This is a genomic window from Erythrobacter sp. S267, from assembly GCF_057365045.1.
The window spans coordinates 121,958-146,803 of sequence record NZ_CP200298.1; the positions used below are offsets into that span (position 1 = coordinate 121,958).

Annotated in this window: 27 protein-coding genes, 1 tRNA gene and 1 riboswitch; of the genes, 14 read left to right on the plus strand and 14 right to left on the minus strand. The window is 61.9% G+C overall.

The window, feature by feature from the left end:
• Positions 1-4: 4 nt before the first annotated feature.
• The 8 genes from AC0V6X_RS00545 to gcvPB all read left to right on the plus strand — a co-directional run bounded on the left by AC0V6X_RS00545 (position 5) and on the right by gcvPB (position 7,959).
• Positions 5-1,045, plus strand: a complete 1,041-nt coding sequence (locus AC0V6X_RS00545; RefSeq protein ID WP_486182642.1) for a hypothetical protein — start codon at positions 5-7, stop codon at positions 1,043-1,045.
• A gap of 81 nt (positions 1,046-1,126) precedes the next feature.
• Positions 1,127-1,759, plus strand: coding sequence for a hypothetical protein (locus tag AC0V6X_RS00550; RefSeq protein WP_486182643.1), 633 nt, complete (start codon positions 1,127-1,129; stop codon positions 1,757-1,759).
• Positions 1,760-1,784: 25 nt separating this feature from the next.
• Positions 1,785-2,495: a hypothetical protein gene (locus AC0V6X_RS00555; RefSeq protein WP_486182644.1), complete on the plus strand. Its 711-nt coding sequence runs from the start codon at positions 1,785-1,787 to the stop codon at positions 2,493-2,495.
• A gap of 12 nt (positions 2,496-2,507) precedes the next feature.
• Positions 2,508-2,912, plus strand: coding sequence for a hypothetical protein (locus AC0V6X_RS00560; RefSeq protein WP_486182645.1), 405 nt, complete (start codon positions 2,508-2,510; stop codon positions 2,910-2,912).
• A gap of 121 nt (positions 2,913-3,033) precedes the next feature.
• Positions 3,034-3,133: riboswitch (glycine riboswitch) on the plus strand.
• Positions 3,134-3,298: 165 nt separating this feature from the next.
• Positions 3,299-4,495 (plus strand): glycine cleavage system aminomethyltransferase GcvT, encoded by a 1,197-nt coding sequence (gene gcvT / locus AC0V6X_RS00565; protein WP_486182646.1) that lies wholly within the window; start codon positions 3,299-3,301, stop codon positions 4,493-4,495.
• A 3-nt stretch (positions 4,496-4,498) separates the two neighbouring features.
• On the plus strand, positions 4,499-4,870 hold the full coding sequence (gene gcvH / locus AC0V6X_RS00570; protein ID WP_486182647.1) for a glycine cleavage system protein GcvH: 372 nt from the start codon (positions 4,499-4,501) through the stop codon (positions 4,868-4,870).
• 120 nt (positions 4,871-4,990) lie between these two features.
• Positions 4,991-6,367, plus strand: a complete 1,377-nt coding sequence (gcvPA, locus tag AC0V6X_RS00575; RefSeq protein WP_486182648.1) for an aminomethyl-transferring glycine dehydrogenase subunit GcvPA — start codon at positions 4,991-4,993, stop codon at positions 6,365-6,367.
• Positions 6,364-7,959 carry an aminomethyl-transferring glycine dehydrogenase subunit GcvPB gene (gene gcvPB / locus AC0V6X_RS00580; RefSeq protein WP_486182649.1) on the plus strand — a complete coding sequence of 532 codons (1,596 nt, stop codon included), beginning with the start codon at positions 6,364-6,366 and terminating at the stop codon, positions 7,957-7,959. The genes gcvPA and gcvPB overlap by 4 nt, the downstream gene beginning before the upstream one ends.
• Here gcvPB and AC0V6X_RS00585 read toward each other — a convergent pair whose 3' ends face one another.
• The gene (locus tag AC0V6X_RS00585; protein WP_486182650.1) at positions 7,960-9,279 is read right to left on the minus strand and encodes a lipopolysaccharide biosynthesis protein; all 1,320 of its coding nucleotides are present in this window, start codon (positions 9,277-9,279) and stop codon (positions 7,960-7,962) included.
• A gap of 22 nt (positions 9,280-9,301) precedes the next feature.
• The gene (locus AC0V6X_RS00590; RefSeq protein WP_486182651.1) at positions 9,302-10,141 is read right to left on the minus strand and encodes a hypothetical protein; all 840 of its coding nucleotides are present in this window, start codon (positions 10,139-10,141) and stop codon (positions 9,302-9,304) included.
• A 130-nt stretch (positions 10,142-10,271) separates the two neighbouring features.
• Between AC0V6X_RS00590 and AC0V6X_RS00595 the strand changes: the two genes are divergently transcribed.
• Positions 10,272-11,006: an Nmad3 family putative nucleotide modification protein gene (locus AC0V6X_RS00595; protein ID WP_486182652.1), complete on the plus strand. Its 735-nt coding sequence runs from the start codon at positions 10,272-10,274 to the stop codon at positions 11,004-11,006.
• A 43-nt stretch (positions 11,007-11,049) separates the two neighbouring features.
• On the opposite strand, the gene mmsB is transcribed toward AC0V6X_RS00595, so the two are convergent.
• From mmsB to AC0V6X_RS00620, 5 genes are all read right to left on the minus strand, one after another.
• Complete coding sequence (gene mmsB, locus AC0V6X_RS00600) at positions 11,050-11,916, minus strand: 3-hydroxyisobutyrate dehydrogenase (RefSeq protein ID WP_486182653.1); 867 nt, start codon at positions 11,914-11,916, stop codon at positions 11,050-11,052.
• Positions 11,917-12,113: 197 nt separating this feature from the next.
• The gene (locus AC0V6X_RS00605; protein WP_486182654.1) at positions 12,114-12,908 is read right to left on the minus strand and encodes an enoyl-CoA hydratase-related protein; all 795 of its coding nucleotides are present in this window, start codon (positions 12,906-12,908) and stop codon (positions 12,114-12,116) included.
• Positions 12,909-13,024: 116 nt separating this feature from the next.
• Positions 13,025-14,110, minus strand: a complete 1,086-nt coding sequence (locus AC0V6X_RS00610; RefSeq protein WP_486182655.1) for an enoyl-CoA hydratase/isomerase family protein — start codon at positions 14,108-14,110, stop codon at positions 13,025-13,027.
• Positions 14,100-14,477 carry a hypothetical protein gene (locus AC0V6X_RS00615; protein WP_486182656.1) on the minus strand — a complete coding sequence of 126 codons (378 nt, stop codon included), beginning with the start codon at positions 14,475-14,477 and terminating at the stop codon, positions 14,100-14,102. The genes AC0V6X_RS00610 and AC0V6X_RS00615 overlap by 11 nt, the downstream gene beginning before the upstream one ends.
• 14 nt (positions 14,478-14,491) lie before the next feature.
• Positions 14,492-15,637, minus strand: a complete 1,146-nt coding sequence (locus AC0V6X_RS00620) for an acyl-CoA dehydrogenase family protein (RefSeq protein WP_486182657.1) — start codon at positions 15,635-15,637, stop codon at positions 14,492-14,494.
• A gap of 144 nt (positions 15,638-15,781) precedes the next feature.
• On the opposite strand from AC0V6X_RS00620, the gene AC0V6X_RS00625 reads away from it, so the two are divergent.
• Positions 15,782-16,198, plus strand: coding sequence for a hypothetical protein (locus AC0V6X_RS00625; RefSeq protein WP_486182658.1), 417 nt, complete (start codon positions 15,782-15,784; stop codon positions 16,196-16,198).
• 25 nt (positions 16,199-16,223) lie between these two features.
• Here the strand turns inward: AC0V6X_RS00625 and AC0V6X_RS00630 are convergent, their stop codons facing one another.
• From AC0V6X_RS00630 to AC0V6X_RS00650, 5 genes are read right to left on the minus strand one after another with little or no spacing between them, the layout of a single operon-like run.
• Positions 16,224-16,613 carry a RidA family protein gene (locus AC0V6X_RS00630; protein WP_486182659.1) on the minus strand — a complete coding sequence of 130 codons (390 nt, stop codon included), beginning with the start codon at positions 16,611-16,613 and terminating at the stop codon, positions 16,224-16,226.
• Positions 16,610-16,951, minus strand: coding sequence for an I78 family peptidase inhibitor (locus tag AC0V6X_RS00635; protein WP_486182660.1), 342 nt, complete (start codon positions 16,949-16,951; stop codon positions 16,610-16,612). The genes AC0V6X_RS00630 and AC0V6X_RS00635 overlap by 4 nt, the downstream gene beginning before the upstream one ends.
• Complete coding sequence (locus tag AC0V6X_RS00640) at positions 16,948-17,454, minus strand: hypothetical protein (protein WP_486182661.1); 507 nt, start codon at positions 17,452-17,454, stop codon at positions 16,948-16,950. The genes AC0V6X_RS00635 and AC0V6X_RS00640 overlap by 4 nt, the downstream gene beginning before the upstream one ends.
• Positions 17,454-18,431, minus strand: coding sequence for a polysaccharide deacetylase family protein (locus AC0V6X_RS00645; protein ID WP_486182662.1), 978 nt, complete (start codon positions 18,429-18,431; stop codon positions 17,454-17,456). Before AC0V6X_RS00645 ends, AC0V6X_RS00640 begins: the two co-directional genes overlap by 1 nt.
• Before the next feature lie 5 nt (positions 18,432-18,436).
• Positions 18,437-19,930: a CoA-acylating methylmalonate-semialdehyde dehydrogenase gene (locus AC0V6X_RS00650; RefSeq protein WP_486182663.1), complete on the minus strand. Its 1,494-nt coding sequence runs from the start codon at positions 19,928-19,930 to the stop codon at positions 18,437-18,439.
• Between the two features lie 204 nt (positions 19,931-20,134).
• Here AC0V6X_RS00650 and AC0V6X_RS00655 point away from each other — a divergent pair, with 204 nt between their 5' ends.
• From AC0V6X_RS00655 to AC0V6X_RS00665, 3 genes are all read left to right on the plus strand, one after another.
• Complete coding sequence (locus AC0V6X_RS00655) at positions 20,135-20,785, plus strand: bifunctional 4-hydroxy-2-oxoglutarate aldolase/2-dehydro-3-deoxy-phosphogluconate aldolase (protein WP_486182664.1); 651 nt, start codon at positions 20,135-20,137, stop codon at positions 20,783-20,785.
• 114 nt (positions 20,786-20,899) lie between these two features.
• Positions 20,900-21,763 carry a mechanosensitive ion channel family protein gene (locus tag AC0V6X_RS00660; RefSeq protein WP_486182665.1) on the plus strand — a complete coding sequence of 288 codons (864 nt, stop codon included), beginning with the start codon at positions 20,900-20,902 and terminating at the stop codon, positions 21,761-21,763.
• Positions 21,764-21,826: 63 nt separating this feature from the next.
• Positions 21,827-21,900 (plus strand) — tRNA-Gly (locus AC0V6X_RS00665).
• A gap of 149 nt (positions 21,901-22,049) precedes the next feature.
• Here AC0V6X_RS00665 and AC0V6X_RS00670 read toward each other — a convergent pair.
• Complete coding sequence (locus AC0V6X_RS00670; protein ID WP_486182666.1) at positions 22,050-22,427, minus strand: MerC domain-containing protein; 378 nt, start codon at positions 22,425-22,427, stop codon at positions 22,050-22,052.
• 84 nt (positions 22,428-22,511) lie between these two features.
• Positions 22,512-23,306, minus strand: a complete 795-nt coding sequence (locus tag AC0V6X_RS00675; protein ID WP_486182667.1) for an SDR family oxidoreductase — start codon at positions 23,304-23,306, stop codon at positions 22,512-22,514.
• A gap of 135 nt (positions 23,307-23,441) precedes the next feature.
• Between AC0V6X_RS00675 and AC0V6X_RS00680 the strand changes: the two genes are divergently transcribed.
• Positions 23,442-24,830 (plus strand): alkaline phosphatase PhoX, encoded by a 1,389-nt coding sequence (locus AC0V6X_RS00680; RefSeq protein ID WP_486182668.1) that lies wholly within the window; start codon positions 23,442-23,444, stop codon positions 24,828-24,830.
• The last annotated feature ends 16 nt before the right edge of the window (positions 24,831-24,846 follow it).

Consider the following 24,846-nt stretch of genomic DNA (forward strand, 5'->3'; position numbering starts at 1 on the left):
AATCATGAAGAAGACAATCCTTACAGGTGCATCGCTGATTGCTTTTGCATTGGCCGCTCCGGCCCATGCGCAAAACAGCTCAACCATCAACCAGACTGGCAACAGCAACGCCGCTGACGTCACCCAGACGGGCGGCAACACATCCGAGATCGACCAAGTTGGCGACGGCAACGACGCTGATGTGGTTCAGACGGATATCGGCACAACCGGCAACTTTGCTGACATCGATCAGGTTGCGACCGGTTCGAACACCGCCTTCATCACGCAGGGTGCAGGCTCGACCGGATCGTTCGCTGATGTGACGCAAGATGGCACGTCGGATGCCAACAACGCTGTCATTAATCAGTTCTCCACCCAAGTCTCCACCGCAGAGGTCTTCCAGACCAATTCTGTCGGCAGTTTCGCAGAACTCAATCAGGGCGGCGGCAACGGCATCAACAACTTTGCTGCAGCAACGCAAGGCGACACCTCTGTGGTCGGGGGCGTAGTGGCTGATGCAACAAACGCCAATTCGATCATCCGCCAGGAAGGCGATAACAATGTTGCTTTGAGTGTTCAGGGCGGCGCAAATCAGATCTCGTTGATTGACCAGAACGGCATCAGCTCCGACAATTTCGCGAGTGTCGATCAGGGCGCATTCGGTGGCAGCGGCAGCGACGCATTCATTTTGCAGATCGGCGATGGCGACGTTGCTAGCATCTCGCAGAACAGCGACGGCAATGAGGCGGATATTGGCCAAGCCAATGGCACCGGCAATGCCTCCACTATCAATCAGGGCCTCGTCGGTGGCGCCGGTCTTGGCGGTGACGGCAACATCGCCTTCTCCGCGCAGGATGGATCGAACAACACCAGCACGATTGATCAGAACTCTCTGACCGCAGGTGGCGGAAACAGCGCTGATGTGCTGCAGTTTGGTGACGGCAACAGCAGCACCGTGTCGCAGGATGGCAGCAGCAACACTGCTCTCGTGAACCAGCTCACGAATGGTAACAGCTCCGCCATCACGCAATCTGGCATGGGCAACTCTGCCACTGTCAATCAGTGATCAAACGCTGACCATAGATGCGCCGGGCGGGCAGTGGGCTCGCCCGGCGCATTCTAATCGTGTAAGGTAACTACCAGCACCATGTTTCGACGCATCGCCTCTTTCAGCGCCACCAGCGCAGTTCTCGCAGCCAGTGTGGCCCTAGCCGTACCTGCCGCTGCGCAGACCTTCGCGCCGATTGAAGAGCCAGCGACCGAAAACAGCAACGTCTTCGTTGAGCAGATTGGCAGCGGCAACACGGCCTCGGCCACGCAAAGCTCAAACACTCAGAAATCCGTCATCCGCCAGGACGGCGACGGCAACACAGCCGGCGTCACGCAAGAGGATGCTGGCGCGCATATCGCCGTCATCGAACAGGACGGCAATGGCAATGAAGCGCAAGTCGGGCAGAGCGGCAATGGACAGGCCATTGCAACGATCGCTCAAACCGGTGACAGCAATTCGGTCCTGCTCGCCCAGCGCGACAACAGCGCGATTGGCAGCGCGGCAGAGATCGTTCAGTCGGGCGCGGGCAATTCAATCGGCCTCATTCAGGACGGCTCGGACAATCAGGCGCGCCTGATCCAGAACGGTGACAACAACACCATGACCGCCTCGCAATTGAACTCGGGCAATCGGCTTGAGTGGGTGCAGGACGGATCGGACCTGTCGGACATTACGGTTGAACAGACCGGCGGGCAGGCGATGTTCATCCTCCAGACCAATGGGGGCTAAGCGGCCTCTACTGGCGCTTTTGGCGGTGGCCCTTGCTGTGCCGAGCGCGGTCGCTGCGCAAGACGCACCCGATGACACCAATCCCAACCAAGTCCCGCGCGAGGAAAGCGCTTTCATCAGCCAGACGCGCGATGACACATCGCCGGTCTATCTGACCGAGCAGATCACACCCCAAAAAGTCGAAGCAGCGCGCGCGGCGCAGCAGCAACAGCTTGAACCTCGCGCTGGTGCCGATGAAGAGGTCACGCAGCTCTCTCAAGGGGGCGAGGGCGCTCCTGCCACGACCCAGCTTTCCGATGGCGATTCCGCCCGCGCTTTGGCGCAGCTGACCCCGGCTGAGCGACAAGTGCTGCTGGAAGCTGTCGAAGGCACCGACATTTGCGACCGCAGCTCAAATATCCCTGCGATCAAGGCCCTGTGCGATGGGCGGATTGAAACCCGCTCGGCTGAATTCCGCACCGCCCGCGACGAAGGCTCAGCGGAAGACACATTGCTCGGCGGGCGGTTCGATGCGGAGCGGGTCGCGACCCTCGAAGCGGCGATTTCGCGGCTTGCGCGCGGCTCTGGCCAGGCGGAGGATTTCTCCGACCAAGCCATCGCCTCGGTCGCCTTGGCCCAGCAGGGCGTTGGGGCAGACGCGGAGAGCGGCGCAGGCGAGGGCGATCCCGCCGGAGACCTCTCGCCTGAGACACAGGCGCTGGTCAATGCGATTGTCCAGCAATTTGGCGGTTCTTGAGCGGAGAATGATATGCGCGCGATCCATGGAATATGTCTTGGCCTGTGTGCCCTCGCGGCGGTGCTCGTAGTGGGCGGAGACGAGCCTGTGTCTGCTGGGAATGGACAGCAAGCCGCTGAGGCTGGAGCCGTCGCATTGGACGTCAAAGAGGGCGACGGCAGCGTCTCAATCGATGTGGTCGCCTATTCACGCGCTCCGCAAAGGGTTGCGTTCACCATTGAACTGTTCACCGGCAACACCTCCCGCCACAGCGGTGAGACGAGCGTCGGTGAGCGGGATCGGGTGGTGCTCTCGACGTTGAAAGCCAACGTGTCCGATGGCTGGTGCGCGCGGCTTAAAGTGCGCGAAGAGCTGGGCGACGAATACACCCATCTGGCTGGCGATTGTGCGCGGTTCGGCGTCTCGGCGACCGATTAAGCTGCTCAGGCGCACGCAGGCGCACATTTCTTTTCCACTGTAGCTCATTTTGGCGTCGTCCCCGGATTGACGCGCCATTTCGCATCCGCAACATGGGTGCCGCCTACCAGAAGTGATTCTGGCGTCTTTCGCGGGAGAGACTGGTGCGGGGCTCGCCCCGATCTGGCGCCGAAGGAGCAACCGCCCCGGAAACTCTCAGGCAAATGGACCGCGCGATGAATATGGGCACTCTGGAAAGCGTCTCGAATTTCTGTTCGAGGCCACCGAAGGGGAAGGCTGCGGACCGCGAAAGCACCGCTGGCTAAGCTCTCAGGTTCACCCGACAGAGGGGGCAGGAACGATGCCTTGGTTTGAGGCGTTGATGCTCCTGTACGGGGACCGATGATTTGAGCGATACGATTACACAAGACGAGCCGGAAGTGGTCGAGGAGCTGGGCCAAGAGCTGGGCAAGCTCCCGCTCGATGCGTGGCACCGTGCAAACGGCGCGCGCATGGTTCCGTTTGCGGGCTATGAAATGCCGATCCAATATGCGGGCGAGGGCGTGAGCCATGGCGGCGGTATCGTTGCCGAGCACAATTGGACGCGGAACTCCGCCAGCCTGTTCGATGTCTCGCATATGGGCCAATTGGCGTTGAAATCGCCTGCGGACGATCCCGATCTTGCCGCGCGTGAGCTGGAAAAGCTGCTCCCCGGCGCGATCAGCAACCTGAAACCCGGCAAGATGCGGTATTCGATGCTGCTGACGGAGGCTGGCGGGATCATCGACGATCTGATGGTCACGAATACCGGGCCTCACTTGGCTCTGGTCGTCAACGGCGCGTGCAAGTGGGACGACATCGCCCACCTGCGCGAACATCTGCATGACGATGTGACGATGACCCATTTCGACGACTTCGCGCTGCTTGCTTTGCAGGGGCCGAAGGCAGGCGAAGTGCTAGAGGCGCTGATCCCTGGCACAGGCGCGCTGACCTTCATGACGGCGGGTCTGTTTGAGTGGAACGGAGCGCATCTCTGGGTCTCACGCGCAGGCTATACCGGCGAGGACGGGTTCGAGATTGCGGTGCATGAGACCCGCGTCGAAGAGCTCGCCAATGCGCTGATCGCCGATGACCGCGTGGAGCCAGCAGGGCTGGGCGCACGGGATTCACTGCGGCTGGAGGCGGGTCTGCCGCTCTATGGCCATGACCTGACGATCAACACCGATCCGGTGAGTGCGGACCTGACCTTTGCACTCTCCAAAAAGCGCCGCGAGGCGGGCGGCTATCACGGTCACAAGGCGGTCGCTGCAAGGCTCGCCGATGCCGAGGCGGGCACGCTCAAACAGCGCCGCATTGGCCTGACACTCGAAGGCCGGATGCCCGCACGCGAAGGGGCGGAAGTGTACGCCGGAGACGCGCTTGTCGGCACCGTCACCAGCGGCGGTTTCTCGCCCACGCTTGGGCAGCCCATCGCCATGGCTTACGTCGACACCGCCCACGCCGCTGAAGGCAAAAAACTCACCTGCAAAGTTCGCACCCGCGAGCTGCCGGCAACCGTAACTGCCATGCCCTTTGTTCCACATCGCTATCTCAGGGGAAATTGATCAATGCCGCGATACTTTACCGACGAACATGAATGGATCGATGTTGAGGGCGAAAGCGCCACGGTCGGGATCACCGACTACGCGCAAGAGCAATTGGGCGACATCGTCTTCGTCGAACTGCCCAGCGTCGGCACGATGCTCGACAAGGGCGGCGATGCGGCTGTGGTCGAGAGTGTGAAAGCGGCTAGCGACGTCTACGCGCCGATCAGCGGCGAAGTGACCGAGGGCAATGAAGCGCTCGAAGAAGATCCCGCTCTCGTCAATTCAAGCCCTGAGGAAGAAGGCTGGTTCTTCCGCATGACCATCGGCGATGCCTCCGAATTGGAGGGGCTGATGGACGACAAGGCCTACAAGGCGTTTGTAGACGGGCTTTAGTTTTAACTCCCCTCCCGCTTGCGGGAGGGGTCGGGGGTGGGCCCACCCCGCTGCGACTAAGGCAGCAAGCTGCCAAGTCTCACTGCCCCTCCCGCAGGCGGGAGGGGAAAAGGAGTAGAGATGCGTTACCTACCTCTCACTGACACTGACCGTTCCGACATGCTGGCGAAGATCGGCGCGGAATCGATCGATGATCTGTTCGTCGATGTCCCCGCCGTGGCGCAGCTTGATGGGCCGATCCGCGACCTACCGATGCATGCGAGCGAGATGGCGGTGGAGCGGCATATGAAGGCGCTGGCGGGCAAAAACCTGTCAGCCGATGGCACGCCCTTTTTCCTGGGCGCAGGGGCCTATCGCCACCATATCCCGGCGAGCGTCGACACAGTGATCCAGCGCGGTGAGTTCCTGACCGCCTACACGCCCTATCAGCCCGAGATCGCTCAGGGCACGCTGCAAATGCTGTTTGAGTTCCAGACGCAGGTTGCAAACCTCTATGGCTGCGCGGTGGCGAATGCCTCGCTTTATGACGGCTCGACCGCGTGTTGGGAGGCGGTGGCGATGGCGACCCGCGTGACGCGCAAGAGCCGCGCTGTGCTCTCTGGCGCGCTCCACCCGCATTACAGCCAAGTCGTGAAGACCATGGCGCATTTCACCGGCGACGTGATTGCCGACAGCGCGCCCGCGATCCAGCCCGAGCCGGACATTGCGGGCCTCACCGCTCGCATCGACGAGGACACCGCTTGCGTCGTGGTCCAATATCCCGACATCCTTGGCCGGATCAGTGACCTCTCCGAAGTCGCTGAGGCCGCCCATGCCAAGGGCGCTCTGCTGGTGGTGGTGAACACGGAGCCTGTGGCGCTGGGCGCGATCAAATCTCCGGGTGAGATGGGCGCGGATATCGTCGTGGGCGAGGGGCAGGCGATTGGCGTCGGCCTTCAATTCGGCGGGCCTTACCTTGGCCTCTTCGCCGTGCGCGATCCCAAGCACGTGCGCCAGATGCCCGGACGTCTGTGCGGAGAGACAGTCGATGCAGAGGGCAAGCGAGGTTTCGTCCTGACGCTCTCGACCCGCGAGCAGCATATCCGGCGCGAAAAGGCGACGTCGAACATCTGCACCAATTCCGGCCTGTGCGCGCTCGCCTTCACCACGCATATGACGCTGTTGGGGGAAAAGGGCTTGCGGCAGTTGGCGGCGGAGAACCATCGCCTCGCCTGCAAGACAGCCGACCGGCTCGCCCAAGTGCCGGGAGTGACCCTGCTCAACAACGCCTTCTTCAACGAATTTACCGTGCTGATCGACAGCAAGCCCGCGAGGGAGATTGTCCGCGATCTGGCTGACAGAGGCGTGCTGGGCGGCGTGTCGCTCGGGCGGCTCTATCCGGGCGTTGAGGCGCTGGAAAACGCTCTTCTGGTCGCTGTCACAGAGACCACGACCGACGACGATATCGAGACTCTCGCCCGAGAGCTCGAAGCCTGCATCAAGGAGACCGCACAATGAACGCTCCGAACCAATCCGGCTGGAAGCCGCAAATGCAGGTCGCCGAAGATGGCACTGTGATCGGCCCTGAAACCACCACCGGCAATCGCGGTCTGATGCTCGAAGAGCCGCTGCTGTTTGAGATCGGCCATGCCGAGACAACCGGCGTCGATCTGCCAGACGTTGATGAGAATGCCGCGACCCGCCTCGGTGGTCTGACGCGTGAGGAACCCATCGGCCTTGTCGGTCTGACTGAGCCGGAGACAGTGCGTCACTATACCCGCCTCTCCCGCCAGAATTACGGCATTGATCTGGGCTTCTTCCCGCTCGGCTCTTGCACGATGAAGCACAATCCGCGCCTTAATGAAAAGATGGCGCGCCTGCCCGGTTTTGCAGACATCCACCCGCTTGCGCCTGTTCAAAGCGTGCAAGGCGCGCTCGAAGTCATCCACCAACTGGGTGAGTGGCTGTGCAAGCTCACCGGCATGCCCAGCGTCGCGATGAGTCCCAAGGCGGGCGCGCATGGTGAGCTGTGCGGGATCCTCGCGATCCGTGCCGCTCACGAAGCCCGCGGGGATGCGCGCGAGGTGGTGCTGGTGCCGGAAAGCGCGCACGGGACCAACCCTGCGACTGCCGCCTTCGCCAATTACCGCGTCGAAGACATCCCCGCGACGCCCGAAGGCCGCGTGGATACGGCGGCGCTCAAAGCTCGCCTTGGCCCCGATGTAGCAGCGGTCATGATCACCAATCCCAACACCTGCGGATTGTTCGAGAAGGACTTCCGTGAAATCGCCGATGCGGTCCACGCAGCGGGCGGCTACGTCTATTGCGACGGTGCGAACTTCAACGCCATCGTTGGCCGCGTGCGCCCCGGTGACCTTGGCGTCGATGCGATGCACATCAACCTTCACAAGACCTTCTCCACCCCGCATGGCGGTGGCGGTCCCGGCTCTGGCCCGGTGGTCTTCTCCGAAGCGCTCGCCCCTTTCGCTCCGCTGCCCTTTGTTCGCAAACACGACGACCCCGGATCGGAGTCCGGGGCAGGCGCCACTTTCGAGCTGGTCGAAGAGGAAGCGCGGCAGGAAGATCGCGGTGAGACCTTTGGCCGGATGACCGCTTTCCACGGCCAGATGGGCATGTTCACCCGCGCTTTGACCTATATGCTCAGCCACGGTGCGGATGGTCTGAAGCAAGTGGCCGAGGACGCGGTGCTCAACGCGAACTACGTCCTGCGCGAACTCGAGGACGTGCTCCACGCACCCTTTGCCGAAAGCGGCCCGTGCATGCACGAGGCTCTGTTTGGCGATAAGGACTTTGGCGGCGGGCTTTCGACGCTCGACCTTGCGAAAGGGCTGATTGACGAAGGCTATCACCCGATGACGGTCTATTTCCCGCTGGTCGTCCACGGCGCGATGTTGGTCGAGCCGACTGAGACGGAAAGCAAAGCCTCCATCGACCAGTTCGTCACCGCGATGCGATCACTGGTTGAACGCGCTGTGGCGGGGGATGAGAGCCTCAAGCAGGCTCCGTACTACGCCCCGCGACGGCGGCTGGACGAAACGCTGGCAGCGCGCAAGCCGAAGTTGCGGTGGAGCCCGCCTGAAGCGGAGTAATCAGCCCTTTCGGGCAGGCACGGAAGCCTCTGGATCATCGGGGAGCGGGGCATTCTTGTCCTGCTTCACCTTGATGCTGATCTCCGACAGGTTGAGGATCGCGACGTAGAAGCCGATCACCGCGAGCGAGCTTGACCCCAGCACCGCGAGAGCTGCGCCCTTGGTGCCGTTCCAGTCAATCGCGGTGTCGAGCAGCAGCAGCGCCAGCACAGTCGGCACCGCGCGCACGATGAAGGCAGTGCCTGCGCGCCCGGCGGAGACGAGCAGCGATTCAAGGCTCGCGCCCACCAGCTCAACCGCGCCGGCAATCGCGAGGATCACCATCGCCCAGTAGAAGCCGCGGAACTCTTCTCCGGCCAGAATCTCCAGCCCCCAGCGGCCAAAGAACAGCGCGATCAGCACCGCGATTACGCCGCCGATCAGCGCGATATTGGCCATGCGCCGCGCGATGGAGAGCGCGTCTTCCTTGGCATGGACCAGCTCTGGCAGGATCGCTTTGGAGACGGTCTGTGCCAAGCTGACGAGCGCCTGACCCAGCTGGCTCGCGACTCGGAAACCGCCCAGCAAAGCCGCGCCGCCGAAGGTACCGACCAGCAGGATCATCACTTGCTTGCCCGCAATGGTGAGGCTGCCCGACATGTTGGTCGACCACACGAACGCCCAGGCATCGGCGTGTTTCGCCGGAATGCGGGTGAAGCTGTAGGCGCTAAGCGCGATCCGTTCGGTCCGCGCCGCCGCTATCCAAAGGGCAATGGCGACCGCGACTTCGGCGGCTGCAAAGGCGAGGATAAAGCCCATGACCGTCGGCATATAGAGCACCGCCAGCACGGCTCCGGCCGCGCGGATGATCGGCTGCACGGCCTCGGCAGCGGTGGCGGAGGGGAATTTGAAACGCAGGCGCAGAATGCCCGTCGGCGTGGTGCGGATCGTCAGCAGCGAGATCACGCAATAGGCAAAGGTCAGCGCGTAAAGCTCCTCTGGCAGGGGCAGCCAGTAAGGCGCGCTCCACACCAGCAGAGCAGCAAAGGCAGTGCCCATCACGACGGAGAGGGAATCGAGCGCAATCGCAAAGCCGGTCGCATCGCGCACGTTGCCGTCCTTGCCACTCTCCCCATTTGCGCCCCAACGCACGATGAACTGCCAGGTCTGGAAGTTGGCGAGGCCCGTTACCGCTTGGCCCAAAGCGACGATGGCGGCGAAATAGCCGAAGCCTTCCAGCCCCAAGGTCCGCGTCGCCAGTGCGAGATAGACAAGGCTCAGCACCGCGTTGATCCCGCGTCCGCCGAGCAGCCAGCCCATATTGGTGAAAAGGCGCTTCATCGCGCTGGTTCGTCCCGCCCGATCAGGCCGGCTCTGCCCGGCTCAACTCAGAGACGCCTTCGCGCCGTTCGAGGATGCGGGCGGTGATGTTGTAGGTCCGCTCATTATCGACATCGATGGCATAGTGGCCATCCGACAGCTCAATCGGAACGAGCTTCACGCCAAACCTTTTGGAGAGCGTCGCAAACAGCTTCTCCTTCGACCCATTGCCCAGTTTAAACCGGATGAGGTTCATAAAACCGAACGCCTTGATGATCCGGGTCGGGAATTTGATGAACTGCCCGCCGCCGCGCATGATTTCCGCCGCCGCCAACGCCCGCTCGCTGCCCATCCAATACATATTGCAGTTGGAATAGCTGCCATCCTGAAACGTGTAGAAGCGGCGCTGGCCTTCGGGATCGGCTTTGATGATGTTCTCACGCGATGCAAGGCCCGGGGCGACGTCTGCGCCCTGTTCCAGGCATTTGCGGATGAATTCGGAATAGCCTTCGCCCGTCACCAGGCAATTGTCCGCCGTGGTGATGACCAGCGGAAACTCGGCTCCTTCGGCTCCTGCAAAGACGCTGTCGACGATGTTGAACGCGCCATCGACAAAGCTTAACCGGCCCTCTTCGATCAGAGCGGCAATCGTGGGCAGAGCGGCGATCTCGTCAGGTTCATGCGCGACGATGCGGATTTCGCCGATATCGGGGCAATCGGCGACCTGTTTCACCACCCGCTCAACCATCGGAACGCCATTGACCGGCACCACGGCTTTCTGCGCGACGCCTGCATTGGCGGCGAGCGGATCGAGCACGCCAGAGCGCTTGCCCGCCATAACCAGCGCGGTAGCCCTTGTCCGTTGGGTGCCCAGTGTTGTCATGTATTGCGTCCTTAAGGGTAAATCGCCAGCCGCCTTTAACGCCATTTCTGCGCCCGCGCAAAGCGTGAGAGCGCATAGATTGAGGCAGGCCTTGAGAAAGGTGGGACCGGTCGCCACAAGCGAGCCTGTTATGAAGATCATCTTCTCTCGCAAAGGCTTTGATTCGAGCGCTGGGGGCGGGCCGTCCCCCATCGTGAATGGCCGTCCGGTGAGCCTGCCGATCCCGGCGGGCACTGCGAGCCGCACGACCTATGGCGATCTGGGCCTGGGCGAGCTGGCGGCGAAGGCGAGCAAGGGGAAGCTGGGCGCGCAGGATTTATGCCACCACGACCCGATGTTCCTTGCGGATGGCGCCTGCGCCTTTGGCCAGCACAGCGCGGCGCAAACCCATCTGGAGCGGCAGGGCGTGGGACTGGGCGACGTGTTCGTCTTCTTCGGCCTGTTTGCCGACGGGGTGACGCGCGAACCCCATCACCGCATCTTCGGCTATCTGCGGGTTGAGGAGATGATCGCTCTGGGCGAGGGCATCCCGCAAGCCATGCTCGACATCGACCATCCGCACGCTTTGGCGATGCACTCGGCCAATGACGTGATCTGGTTGGGGGAGGGGCGGACCGCTAACCGTGCCAGCGACACCTTGCGGCTGACCGTGCCCGGTGGCCCTCCGAGCCTGTGGCAGCGACCCGATTGGCTGGGGCGTGGAGGGCTGTCTTATCACGACCGCGTGGATCGCTGGATCAGGGGAGCCACGGGACAAAAGCGCTTGCGGAGCGTCGCGCGCGGTCAGGAATTTGTCGCCGATGTCGGTCGCAGGAAGGCCCCACGCGAATGGCTGGAGGCTGTGATCGCAGAGATCAATTCCTAAGCCCCCTCTCCTTTAGGGGAGGGGGTTGGGGGAGGGGGCTGCATCAAAGCGTCTTGATAATCCCGGAGAAATCGAGCGCGCCGTGCTCTTGCGCAAAGGCCTCATAAATCTCCTGCGCGTGGCTTCCCAGCGGCGTGTTCGCCCCTGCGCTGCCCGCCGCTTCCATCGCCAGCTTCAAATCCTTGAGCATCAGCGCCGAGGCAAAGCCGCCTTGGTACTCATTGTCCGAGGGGCTTTGCGGGCCGACGCCCGGCACCGGACAGTAACTCGTCATCGACCAGTTCTGGCCGCTTGAGACGCTGGAGATGTCGTAGAATGTCTGCGCATCCAGACCCAGTTTCTCGGCCATCGCAAACGCCTCTGCCGTGCCGATCATATGGATCGCGAGCAGCATGTTGTTGCAGATTTTCGCGGCCTGTCCGTTGCCCGCATCGCCCGCATGGATCACCGCTTTGCCCATCGCTTCGAGCACAGGCTTGGCCGCGTCGAAAGCGTGGATCTCGCCGCCGACCATAAAGGTGAGGGTCCCGCCATTCGCCGCTGCAATCCCGCCGGAAACAGGCGCATCGACCATCTTGTAGCCCTCTGCATGGGCCGCGTCAGCGACTTCGCGGGCTGTCGCAACGTCGATAGTGGAGCAATCGATCAGCACAGCGGCGTGCGGCGCATGGCCGATCACATCGCCCGTATATACGCTCTTCACGATAGCGCCATTGGGCAGCATCGAGACAACCGCTTCTACCCCTTCGACGGCATCGCGTGCACTCGTGAAGGTGGAACAACCCGCTTGCTTCGCCGCGCTCAAAGCCGCGTCGGACAGATCAAAAGCGCGCACATCGTGCCCCGCTTTCACCAGATTGGCGGCCATCCCGCCGCCCATATTGCCAAGGCCGATAAAGGCGATTTTCATTGTCTCTCTCCCTCAAGCGAGTTGATCGAAAAGGAGCAACCCGCCCAATGCGGCCGCTAGTAGACCGCCAATTCCATAGACCCAGCCTTCAAATGAGTTGCTGCTTGCCCAAAGCTGGTTCTCGCTAGGTTGCCTCATCTGCCAGATCGCGATTCCAAACCCTCCTAACCCTCCGATTAGAAGAACCAGTCCGCCGATCACCGCCCCTTCCACTGGCCCTCACGCTTTTCGATGAAGGCGGCCATGCCTTCCGCCTTGTCCTCGCTTGCGGTGAGGATCTGGAAAATGCGGCGCTCCATGATCAGGCCTTGGTCGAGCGTGCTCTCGAACGCGGCGTTGACCATTTCCTTGTTTGCGATGGCGGCCATCGGGGGCATGCTCGCAATGGTGGCGGCGGTCTTGAGAACCTCTGCCAGCAATTCCGCTTGAGGCACCACGCGCACCACAAGGTTTGCGCGTTCCGCTTCCTCGGCGCTCATCATCCGGCCCGTCAGGCACATTTCCATCGACTTCGACTTGCCGATGGCCCGCGTCAGGCGCTGCGATCCGCCCATGCCGGGAGCCACGCCAAGCTTGATTTCGGGCTGGCCGAATTTGGCGTTGTCCGACGCAATGATGAAGTCCGCCATCATCGCCAGTTCACACCCGCCGCCAAGCGCAAAGCCGTTGACCGCCGCGATCCAAGGCTTGCGGGTTTTCTTCACGATCTCGGAGGTCCAGGGGCTGAAGAAATCGTCGAGATAGAAGTCGGCTGCCGCCTTCTCGCTCATCTCCTTGATGTCCGCACCCGCCGCGAACGCCTTCTCACCCGATCCGGTCAGCACCGCGCACAGCTGGCTGTCATCGGCCTGGTAGCCGGCAAAGGCGCAGGTGAGGTCGGCGAGGACCTGGCTGTTCAGCGCGTTCAAGGCCTTGGGCCGGTTCAATGTAATCAGCGTGACGCCCTTCGTGCCCTGCGCGTCGGTTTCGACGGTGATGGTTTCGTAGCTCATTTTCTCTCTCCGTTTCCGTCATGCTGAACTCGTTTCAGCATCCATCGCCAGCGCGATCTTCAAATGCTGGCTCGGGCGATGGACCCTGAAACAAGTTCAGGGTGACGAATGTTTCTTCAAAGTGGTACCCACTCCTCACCCTCTGGCAGCGGGGCGAAGATGCTCTCGATCAGCTCCTCGCTCACGTCTGTTGGCAAAGCGGGGTCCCATTTGGGATCGTGGGTCTTGTCGACGATCACCGCGCGCACGCCTTCGGCAAAGTCGGGACGGGTGAGGACGCGGGATGCGATGCGGTATTCCATCCGCATATTGTCGGCAAAGTCGGTAAGGTCGCGGCTTTCGGCGAGCTGGCGCAGCGCCACTTTGCAGGTTTGCGGGCTCTTGGTGCCGAGCGTGTCGCGCTCTTTCTGTGCCCACTCCGCGCCGCCATTCTCGTCGGTTTCGATCTCGGCTTCGAGGCTGGCGATGATGTCTTCGAGCGTGTCGGAGGCGAAGTGCTTGGCGATTTTGAGGGCGTTTTCCTCGATCCGGGCAGGCGGAGGCGTACCAACCGGTTCTGACAAGATGCCCCGGATGCGGTCGGGCTTCTCGGCGATCCGCGCCTTTAGCTCATCGAGCATGTCGCTCGGCACGTAATGCGTCGCGAGGCCCGCCCACAGGCACTCCTCGCCTTTGAGCCGCGCGCCGGTCAGCGCAAGGAATTGCCCCATCCGCCCGCCGAGCCGCGAGAGATACCAGCCACCGCCCACATCCGGGAACAGACCGATGCCGGTTTCGGGCATGGCAAAGCGGGTGTTCTCCGTCGCGACGCGGAAGCGGGCGGGCATGGCAATGCCGACCCCGCCACCCATGGTGACGCCATCCATGAAGGCGACCACGGGCTTTTTATAGGTGAAGAGCTGGTGGTTGAGCTGGTATTCGTCGTGGAAGAACTTGCGCCCCGAAACGCCGCCATCGTTCAGCGCAGAATTGCGCAGGAAGGCGATGTCGCCGCCAGCGCAAAAGCCGCGTGAGCCCTCTGCATGGTCGATGATAACCGCCTTGATCGCGTCATCGCTCGCCCAATCGGAGAGCGCTGCGGACATCGCGTGGCACATCTCCAGCGTCAGCGCATGGAGCGCCTTGGGTCGGTTGAGCGTGATATGGCCGATAGGACCTTCGCTGCGGGTGAGAACGTCTTGGGTGGCGGTATCAGTCATCATTGCTCCAGAGGTCGGGCGGCGAAACCTGCCATGCAAACCACCAATAGGTAAGGCCTGCAACTGCCCCTCCGATGAAAACGGTTGAGAGCGCGAGAGCCGAACTTTCTATCGAGTTTGTCAACTCGCTTGGGAAGAGAATGAGACCGCCTCCACCGCCGAGGATCGGGAAAACCCACCAGTACGGAGGTCTAAAGTTCTCGGTCACCACGATGCAGATTGCGGCGAGAGGAATTGCGGCAATGCTGCCAACGACAGCGAGAATAAAAGCCGTCCCCAGTATCTGCCGCGCGGGCATTTCTCCAATCAGCGCGGAAAGCACTGCAAAGACCAAAGAGCCCGCCGCAGCCGCTACCGCGTAGCTGATCAAGATTTGGACAATCCTCACTGCCGCAAAAGGTCCCGGCCCACGACCATGCGCATGATCTGGTTCGTCCCCTCCAGAATCGAGTGGACGCGCAGGTCGCGCCAGAACCGTTCAATCGGGTAGTCCTGAAGGTAGCCATAGCCGCCGTGGAGTTGCAGGGCGCGGTCGACTACGCTCGAGCCATTGTCGGTCGCAAGCCGCTTTGCCATGGCGGAGAAGCGCGATTTGTCCGGCGCATTCTCGGTCACTTTGCAGGCGGCGAGATAGAGCAGCGCGCGGGCGGCTTCGAGGTCGGTGGCCATGTCAGCCAGCGTGAACTGCGTGTTCTGGAACTCCGCGACAGCCTTGCCAAATTGCGAGCGTTCCTTGGTGTAGCTGATCGCTTCGTCCAAGCAGCGCTGCGCGCCGCCAAGCGAACAGGCGCCGATGTTCAGGCGTCCCCCATCAAGCCCCATCATCGCAATGCGAAAACCTTCGCCTTCGCCTCCGACCACGTTCTCAACCGGCACGCGCACATCTTCAAGGATCAGCTGCGCGGTGGGTTGGGAGTGCCATCCGAGCTTCTTCTCATTCGCACCAAAGCTGACGCCGGGCATGTCCTTCTCGATCACCATGCAGGTGATGCCTTTCGGCCCGTCCTCTCCGGTGCGGACCATCGCGACATAGACTTCGTTTGAGCCTGCGCCCGAGATGAACTGCTTGGTGCCGTTCAGGACATAATGGTCGCCGTCCAGCTTGGCCGTGGTCTTCAGTGCGGCGGCGTCCGAGCCGGAGGAAGGCTCGGTCAGGCAATAAGAGGCGATCTTGTTCATGCCGACAAGGTCGGGGAGATATTTGTCCTTCACCGTCTGCGATCCGAAGCGGTCGATCATCCATGCGGCCATATTGTGGATCGAGATGAAGGCAGATGTGGAGGGGCAGCCATAGGCCATCGCTTCCATGATCAGCGCCGCTTCCAATCGCCCAAGGCCGATGCCGCCGCTTTCCTCCGACACATAAATCGCGCCAAAGCCAAGCTCGGCCGATTGCTTGATCGTGTCGATGGGGAAGATGTGCTTCTCGTCCCACTCTGCGGCGTGCGGCGTAATGTTGTCGGCGGTGAACCGCTGCGCCATTTCCTGGATCGCAAGCTGGTCGTCGGTGAGTGCAAATTGTCCGGTCATGGCGTTCCATCTAGCCTCTAGCGCCACGCTAGAAAAGAGCGCCAGTGAAGCTTCGGCAGATAGGTTTTAATTGGTCGCTCGAACGCTTTTTGTGCGACACAAAGTAACCCAAAGTCGCGGATGCGCGTAGTAATGGATATGAACATGCTTGTTACGCCCGCGCGCGCGCCCCGCTTGCTGATAGTTTACAACGCCGATGGCGGGTTTTTGAACATGCTCAAAGACGCTGTCTGGAAGATCGCCAAGCCTGAAACTTATCCCTGCTCGCTCTGCGCGATCACCTATGGGCCGGTGGCGATGCACAGCGATTGGCGGCGGTTCCTCGACAGTCTGAAGCTTGAGGTTGTGTATCATCACAAGGATGATTTCGCCGCTGACTATCCCGATCATGGCATCGCTTTACCCGCGATTGTGATGGTGAATGCGGAGGATGATCTGAGCGTGTTGGTCTCTGCGCGGGAGCTTGATATGCTCTACAACACGACCGGGCTGATCAAGCGGGTTGAGGACGCGCTGATTGCCGAGCAGGTCAAGCGTCCCGCGCTGCGGATTGTGGCGTAGGGCGGATTGTGGCTTAGCCAGGCGGCTAGTCGACGATAGCTTCGGCCTCGATCTCGACCTTCCAGTCAGGGGCGCACAGCCATGCAACCCCGGCCATCGTGGCGGCAGGTTGGGCGTCGGCGAAAAAGCGCGCATGGACCGCGCCGACTGCGTCCTGATCGGCTGGATCGGTCAGCAGCATGCGGGTGCGCACGACGTCCTTGGCAGAGCCGCCCAGATCCTCAATCGCCTTGACGATCAGCGTGAGGCACCGCTCGGCTTGTGGGCCCGCGCCTCCCGGAGTGGTCTGGCCGTCCGGGTCAATCGGCCCGGTGCCCGCAACGATGATGCGGTTGCCCACACGGACCGCGCGGCAAAAGCCGAATTGCTCCTCGTAGGGTGAGCCAGAGGTGGTCCGCTGGCGTTCGCTAGTCATCCGCAAGTGACCGCGGTGATGATCGAATTGTCGTCATAACGCACATTCACTCGGTCGGTCCGATAATCCATCGACCAAGCGCTGCGCGGAGGCCCCCAGCGCAAGGTCTTCGCGCCGCTCTGGGCGAGGATTGTGGCGCCCATTTCGGGGGTCACTGGCTGGCCGACATAGCTCTGTAATTCGCGCGCATTGCACACGCCGAACATGTCGCGCGAGGGGCGCTGGGGCTCTTCGGCGGCAGGCGGGGGAGGTGGCGGCGGCGTGGCAGGTGTTTCCGCCGCAGCGGTGCATCCGGCAAGGGCGAGCGGTGCGAGAAGCAGAATTGTCCGAACGATCATGCGCAGCGCTTTCGTTCATTGGTGGGATCGTCCGAGAGGTTTGTGGCGTCGGACTGGAAGGTCAACGCGTCTGATCCGGGTTTATTGATCAGCGAGGATTTCTGTGTCCAAGTCTCCCCTTCGCCGCTCATCTCCAGATCGACGATAACTGTGTCGCCGACAGGGAGGGCCGTCACCACCTTACCAGCGCTCTCGTAGAATGTAATTTCGCGGGCGCTGACTTCGATCCTGAGGTCGCTTTCAGGCGAGCAAGTGCCCTCGACGTAATCCCACACGCCGTGAAAGCGGTCAGGGATGGTGCCTCCGGTGACGTCCTTTGCAGCATTATCGGGTGCTGGCTCGGGCGCTTCTTGTACGGCTTCCCCGGCCGCTTCGGAGACAACCTCAGCCGGAGACTCTTCCGGTCCGTTGCTCTCATCAGAGACTTCCAGCCCGGAGCCGCAGGCGCTGAGCGTCAGTGCTGCCACGCTGATTGTTGCCCATCGCAAAACTGGTCGCGTCATCATTCCTCCTTGTCCGCTTCCGCCTCTGGAGCCTTCCCTAGCACATCTACCCTGAACCGCTGCTCCAACAGGCTCGTGTCATTGCCCGGATACCAGCGCTGTGAGGTTATGCCTTCATGCCAAGCGACCAGCTCCGTCAAGGTCCCTTGCGCAGAGGGGACTTCGGGAGTGATCCGATAAGCGGGATCGGCAAAGGCTTCATCCGCGCTGACGATAACCCAGCCATCCGCGCGCAGGGCCGTCACTAGATCGCCGATAAGCATCGCGGCAAGGTCGGTTTCGTGCAGCAGGAGATTGTGGACGATAGGGCGGTCAAACGCCTCCAACGCCAGCCCATGATAGAATGCGGCGGCTTCGACGTGGGTCTCTACAAACAACCTGCCAGCGGCGTCGAGATCGTATTCCGCCCCCTCTCGCTCAGCCCGGTTCAGCGCGCCATCGATCCACCAGTCTGACGCGTCCACGGTTGGGCTGGCGTTGAGCAATCCGCGCTGGGCCAATGCCGCGCGCACAGCATCGCGTTTGGCCGCATCGCGGCGGCCCTCGTCGAGATAAGGAAAGCGGAACCAGGGCCGCACGCCGTCGCGCCCCGTCAGCCAGTCCTGCGCCGCATCGACATTGGCGATGAAGTCGTCCGTATCCGTCTGCGAGAGGCGCGGGTGATCGGCGGTGTGGTTGGCGAGCACATGCCCAGCCGCGACATAGGCCTCGATGCGCGCCTCTGCCCCATCGCGCTGGGGGATCTTGCCGGGATTGACGAAGAACACCGCCTGCTCAACGCCTGCCTCGCGCAAGGCGGTGATCAAGGCCTGCGTTCGCTCATCCTCGGAGAAGAAGGCTCCGGGGTGACGCGGCGTGTCGTCAAAGGTGATGGCGATGCGCTTGGGGTGAGGCGCTGTCTCGGCCTCCTCCGCCTGCGCTCCCGGCGCAATCAGAGCCAGAGCAAGCAGTGCGAAGAGGGCCGAAAGCAAGCGCATCCCGCTCACCCCATCGTCGGGATGACGAAAGCGTCACCCTGATCCGGGCTTCCATCGGGCCAGCGCTGGGTGATCTTCTTCTTCTTGGTCCAGAATTGCAGACCCTCGGTCCCGTATTGGTCGATGTCGCCAAAGCCAGACCGCTTCCAGCCGCCAAAGGTGTGGTAGCTGACCGGAACGGGAATCGGTACGTTGACGCCGACCATGCCGACATTGACGCGGCTCGCAAATTCGCGCGCGGCGTGGCCGTTGCGGGTGAAGATCGCGACGCCGTTGCCATATTGATGCTCGCTCGGCAGGCGGACGGCTTCCTCGAAATCGGCAGCGCGCACGATTTGCAGAACAGGCCCGAAGATTTCCTCCTGATAGGAGCTCATCTGCGGGGTCACGTGGTCAATCAGGGTCGGGCCGACGAAGAAGCCTTTCTCATGGCCCTGAAGCGTGAAGCCGCGCCCGTCGATGACGATCTCTGCGCCCTCGGCCTCTGCCGTGCCGATCCATTGTTCGATCCGCGCCTTGTGTTCCGGCGTGACGACCGGGCCGTAATGCGCGTCTGGATCGTGGGAGACGCCGATGCGAAGCGCGTTGATCGCGGGGATCAGCTTTTCTTTCAGCCGCTCCGCCGTGTCCTCACCCACCGGCACAACCACGGGCAGCGCCATGCAGCGCTCACCCGCCGAGCCGAAGGCGGCACCGGTCAGATCGTTCACCACTTGGTCGAGGTCTGCATCGGGCATCACAACGCCGTGGTTCTTCGCTCCGCCAAAGGCCTGCACGCGCTTGTGGAATTCAGCCCCGCGGCGGTAGATGTAATGGGCGATGTCGGAGGAGCCGACGAAGCTGATCGCGGGAATGTCAGGATGCTCGATAATCGCATCGACCATTGCCTTGTCGCCGTGGAGGACTTGGAGCAGACCTTCTGGCGCGCCCGCTTCGATGAACAATTCGGCGAGGCGCACGGGCACGGACGGATCGCGCTCAGAGGGTTTGAGGATAAAGGCATTGCCCGCCGCGCAGGCCATGCCGAACATCCACATCGGGATCATTGCGGGGAAGTTGAACGGAGTAATCCCTGCGCCAATGCCCAACGGCTGACGCATCGAATAAACGTCGATGCCCGGCCCTGCGCCTTGCGTATACTCGCCCTTCAAGACCTGCGGGATGCCGCAAGCAAATTCGATCACTTCAAGGCCCCGCTGCACGTCTCCCATCGCATCAGGCACCGTCTTGCCGTGCTCAGATGAGAGCAGCTCGGCGAGCGACTGCATATTCGCCTCGATCAGCTCCTTGAACTTGAACATGACGCGAGCGCGTTTCTGCGGATTGGTCGCGGCCCAAGCGGGCTGGACTTGCTTTGCCGTCGCCACCGCGCGTTCCAGCAGAGCCGCATCGCCCAAGGCAACCTCGGCTTGCACTTCGCCGGTCGACGGGTTCCAGATGGAATGCTTGCGGGTCGCGGGCGGGCTGTCGCCAACAATAAAGTGATCAACCTGGCGCATGGGGAATCTCCTCTCCGATTTGAGGGCGAGTTTTGGCGCGCAGATGGGCTGCTTGCAAGCGCTGTGGCAGGGGGGCTTGCGAAAGCTTCGTTTCGGCTTGGCAGATTGTATTCTTCGTGCCTTTCAGCGCGGCTGCAAACACCGTTTGTGACAAGCGCCATTTCGCCTTAAGGGGCAGGGGCAATTTCATGAGGGATATTTTCGATGAGCCTTGAACTGACCACCACTTTGGAAAACGCACCGGTTGTGCCTCTGATCGGAGAGGACGATCCGGCGACCGCAATCGCTGTCGCAAAGGCGCTGGATGCGGGAGGCTTGAGCGTCCTCGAGGTCGTGCTGCGCAGCCCCGGTGCCCAAGCCGGGATGGAAGCGATCCTTGCTCACAACGCTGAACAAGGCGGGCGCATGATCGTGGGCGCAGGAACCGTGCTTACGCTCGATCAGGCCAAGTCGGTTCATGCCAGCGGTGCTCAATTCATCGTCTCACCCGGCCTCGTGGACGAAATTGCCCAGTATTGTCTCGCGGAGGACATTCCCTTCTTCCCCGGCACCATGACCGCGGGCGAAGTGCAGCGCGCATGGGCCATGGGGCTGCGCGCGGTGAAGTTCTTCCCGGCGAGCCTTGCGGGCGGTGTGCCGATGCTCAAAGCGTTCTCGTCCGTGTTTGGCGGCATGCGCTTTATGCCCACCGGCGGCGTCTCGGCCAAGAACCTGTCTGACTTCCTCGCCGTGCCCAGCGTTATCGCCTGTGGAGGCAGCTGGCTGACGCCAAAGGATGCGATTGCGGAAGGCCGGTTTGAGGATGTGACGGCTCTGGCAGCAGAGGCCGTGACCATCGCGAAAGCTGCGCGCTAGGTTGGCGGCTCAAGGCGCGTCTCAGCAGCGGGCTTCCAAACTTTCTCGGAACAATCCGGCGGTGCGACCCATTGATTTGGTGTCGTAACAAAAATGGAGTCACGCGAAACAAACATGCTTTCAATTGTAACAGATCAGTTCAACGCCTTTTATACCGACACGCTTGCCACCATCCCTTCGCTGATGATCGGCGCCGGAGTGCTGCTCATCACCTGGGTCGTGGCGAAGTGCGCTGGGATCATCGCTCGCATGATTATCGGCCAGACTGAACTGCGCACCTCGCTGCGCATTCTGTTGCAAAAGGTCATCAAGCTGGGCGTGTGGATCGTCGGCCTGATGATCGCGGCGGTGGTTGTCTTCCCAGACTTCACGCCTGCCAGCATGATCGCGGGGCTGGGGATCGGCTCGCTCGCAGTGGGCTTTGCGTTCAAGGATGTGCTCGAAAACTTCCTCGCCGGGGTCTTCATCATGCTGCGCGAGAAAATGCGCATCGGCGATGTGATCGAAGTCGACGGCGTGACGGGTACGGTCGAATACATCTCCCTGCGCGAAACGCATATCCGCGCCTTTTCGGGTGAGCTCACCATCATGCCCAACGCGATGCTGTTCCAGAGCCCGGTGGAGATCTGGACGGACGAACCCAAGCGCCGCTTTGAAGTGGTGATCGGCGTCGCCTATGACACCGATCTCGACAAAGCCGCCGAGACTTTGCGCAACGCGGTTGAGGGGTGCGCGATGGTCGATCCTGACAAGCCGATCCATGTGCTGGCTGACGCTTTCAACTCAAGCTCGGTCGATTTCGTCGTGCGCTGGTGGGCGGCTTCCTCCGGCCCAGAGGCGGGCGGCAACCGCGACCAGGTGATCCGCGCGATCAAAGCTGCGCTCGATAAAGCGAAGATCGAGATTCCGTTCCCTTACGTGACCCACACGTTCAAGGAAGACGTGCCTGTCGCAGACGGATCATCCGAGAAAGCGTAGGCGGCTGCAAAAGAGGCGTTGACGGGCACGGCCCAGCGGTGCCAATCACGCGCTGCTGAACAGGCGGGTGTAGCTCAATGGTAGAGCAGCAGCTTCCCAAGCTGACGACGAGGGTTCGATTCCCTTCACCCGCTCCACTCCCGACGGTCGTTTCGCGGGTTCCGGTTCCGTAGGCCGCTTGGCGCGGCCCTCTCCGGCCTTTGGCCTCCGAGTCCACCCGCTCCAGCCGCTTCGCATCTTCCGCTGGTTCCGGTTCCGTAGGCCGCTTAGGAACGGCCCGCTCCCGTCACTTCCCAAAGAACCGCCGTCCATGGGCAAACGCAAGGAACAGGCCGCCAAGCACGGTGGGGATCGTCTCATCCACGCCAAACTCTTCGAGGAACAGCGCGCCCACGATCAGCGCCATGCCGATACAGGCTGGGACAAGGAACCTGGGCGTACGCGCCGAGGGTGATATCGCGACAATGCTGCCCGAGGCCAGGACCGCGAGCACGGCGAGAACGATATGCACCATCTCGTTCTCCGCCAGAGCCGCAACGAAGGGTGAGGCTGCTGCGAAGATCGGCAGGATCAGGCAATGCACAATACAGGCAAGGCCAAGCCCCGTTGCTGCGCCGTCAATTGGCTTGGTGGGGGCTGCGGCTGTGTCTTGAGTGGTTGTCACGCTAAAAAATTCCGATCCAAAAACTGTTTGCGACCAAGGCGTGAGGCTCACTCGCTCACGCCCGAAATTTAGGCTCAAGCCCGTCTACTTCGGGGGCATCCGGATTGCACCATCCAATCGGAATTGGTGCCCATTGATATACGAATTGCGGGCAATCTCGCAGATGAGCGAGGCGAATTCCTCTGGTTCTCCCAATCGCTTGGGGAAGGGGACGGAGGCATTGAGCTGGTCCCACATTTGCGGGTTGCGGTCCTTCATCCCCAGCATCAAAGGCGTCGCAAATATCCCCGGCATGACCGAGTTTACGCGGATGCCCAGCTCCATCAGATCGCGCGCCATTGGCAGGACGAGGCCGTTTACGCCGGACTTGCATGAGCCATAGATCACCTGTCCGATCTGTCCGTCTTGCGCTGCAACGCTGGCGGTCAGAGTGATGGATCCGCGCTCTCCGTCGTCATTGAGCGGTTCGGAGTTCGCCATACCCAATGCGGAAATCGACGCGATGCGGTAGCTGGCGACCAAGATACCCTCAGCGCCAAAGGCGTAATCCTCGGTCGGCAGACGCTTGTAACCGCCGGTCGTCTTGTCAAAACCGATGGTCTTGCCGCGCCGCGAGGCCATGGCGCAGTGGACCGTCACGCGTTCCTGTCCGTTGGCCGCACGCGCCGCTTCGAACCCGGCCAGCGCGCTTTCCTCATCCATGATGTTGACATGGTGAAACGTGCCTCCGATCGCGGCGGCGTGTTCCTCGCCTGCTTCATCGTTGATGTCGAAAATCGCGACTTTCAGCCCTGCATCGGCCAGCGCCTTTGCGCTTGCCCGGCCCAATCCTGACGCCCCGCCAGTCACGACAGCGGCCATCCCTGCTTCCAATTTCATGAGCTGGTGCTCTCCCCCTGCATATCTCTCAACTGCGAGTAAGCCCGAAAACGAGAGCTGTGCCAAGAGGGGGATTTCTTGCGCCAGCGCTTCTCGTCACCCATCTGCAATGATACCGAGGCACTAGAGCTGCCAATGGCTATAGAGAGTATCACTTCCATGCACCCGATCACCCCGAACCGTCGCCGCTTTCTGCAATCGACCGCCAGCGCCTTCACTGCTCTGGTCGCGAGCGGTTGCATGTCATCGCGCGACGCCTCTGCTCCCGCACAAGTTGCCGGCGCGGATGGCTTTGCCGGCTACGGCCCACTGGTCGAGGACCCGGCAGGCATTCTCGACCTGCCAGAGGGCTTCTCCTACCGCGTCGTGTCGCGCCTTGGCGATACGATGAGCGACGGAGGCACGGTGCCGGACAAGGCCGACGGGATGGGCTGCTTTGACCTAGGAAACGGTGAGATCGCGCTGGTGCGCAATCACGAATTGGTGCCCAATGACGAAAGCGGAGGCGACTTTGCCCACGGCTTTGGTCGCAGAAACGGCGAGCTGGTGCCGGGTGGCACGACCAACATCGTGCTCGATGCAGAAACTCTGGCTGTGAAGCGCGAGTTCCGCTCGCTCGGCGGGACGATCCGCAATTGCTCTGGCGGGGTGACGCCTTGGGGCACGTGGCTCACTTGCGAGGAAGCACCGACAGGCCCCGGCCAACGCTATGGCGACGGGCTGGAGCGCAATCACGGCTGGGTCTTCGAAGTCCCCGCCTCTGCCACCGGTCTGGTCGAGGCTGTGCCGCTCACCGCATTGGGCCGCTTCAATCACGAAGCCGCAGTGGTCGATCCGGCAACTGGCATCGTTTACGAGACCGAGGACCGCGATGACGGCGTGCTCTATCGCTTTGTGCCGCAAGTGCCCGGTGACTTGGCAAAAGGCGGCAAGCTTCAGGCGATGGTGATTGAGGGGCTCTCCGACACGCGCAACTGGGAAAGTGCGGACATGCCAGTGGGCCAATCCTATCCGGTGCGCTGGGTCGATCTCGACAAAGTTGAGGCTCCGCAAGATGATCTGCGCCAGCGCGCGGCGGCCAAGGGCGCGGCTTTGATAGCGCGCGGAGAGGGGCTCCACATGGGCGTCCGGCGCGAGACGAGCGAGGTCTTCATCTGCTCGACCAGCGGCGGTGCGGCGCAATACGGCCAGATCTTCCGTCTCGTCCCTGGCGTGGCGGGCGCACCCGACCGCGTGGAGCTGTTCTTCGAAAGCGAGAGCAAGGAGCAATTCAATTACGGCGACAATCTGTGCGTTGGTCCCAATGGCCACCTTGTGGTGTGCGAGGACCAGTACACGTCCTTTGTCGACAACCATCTGCGCGGGATCACGCCTGCGGGCACAGCGTATGATCTTGGCCATCTGCGCCGTCAGACTGAGCTTGCCGGTGCCTGCTTTTCGCCCGATGGCAAGTGGATGTTCGTTAACGCCTATGCGCCGACGCTGACTTTGGCGATTACGGGGCCGTGGGCGGAGATGGCTTGATCGCCTGATCGAGCGC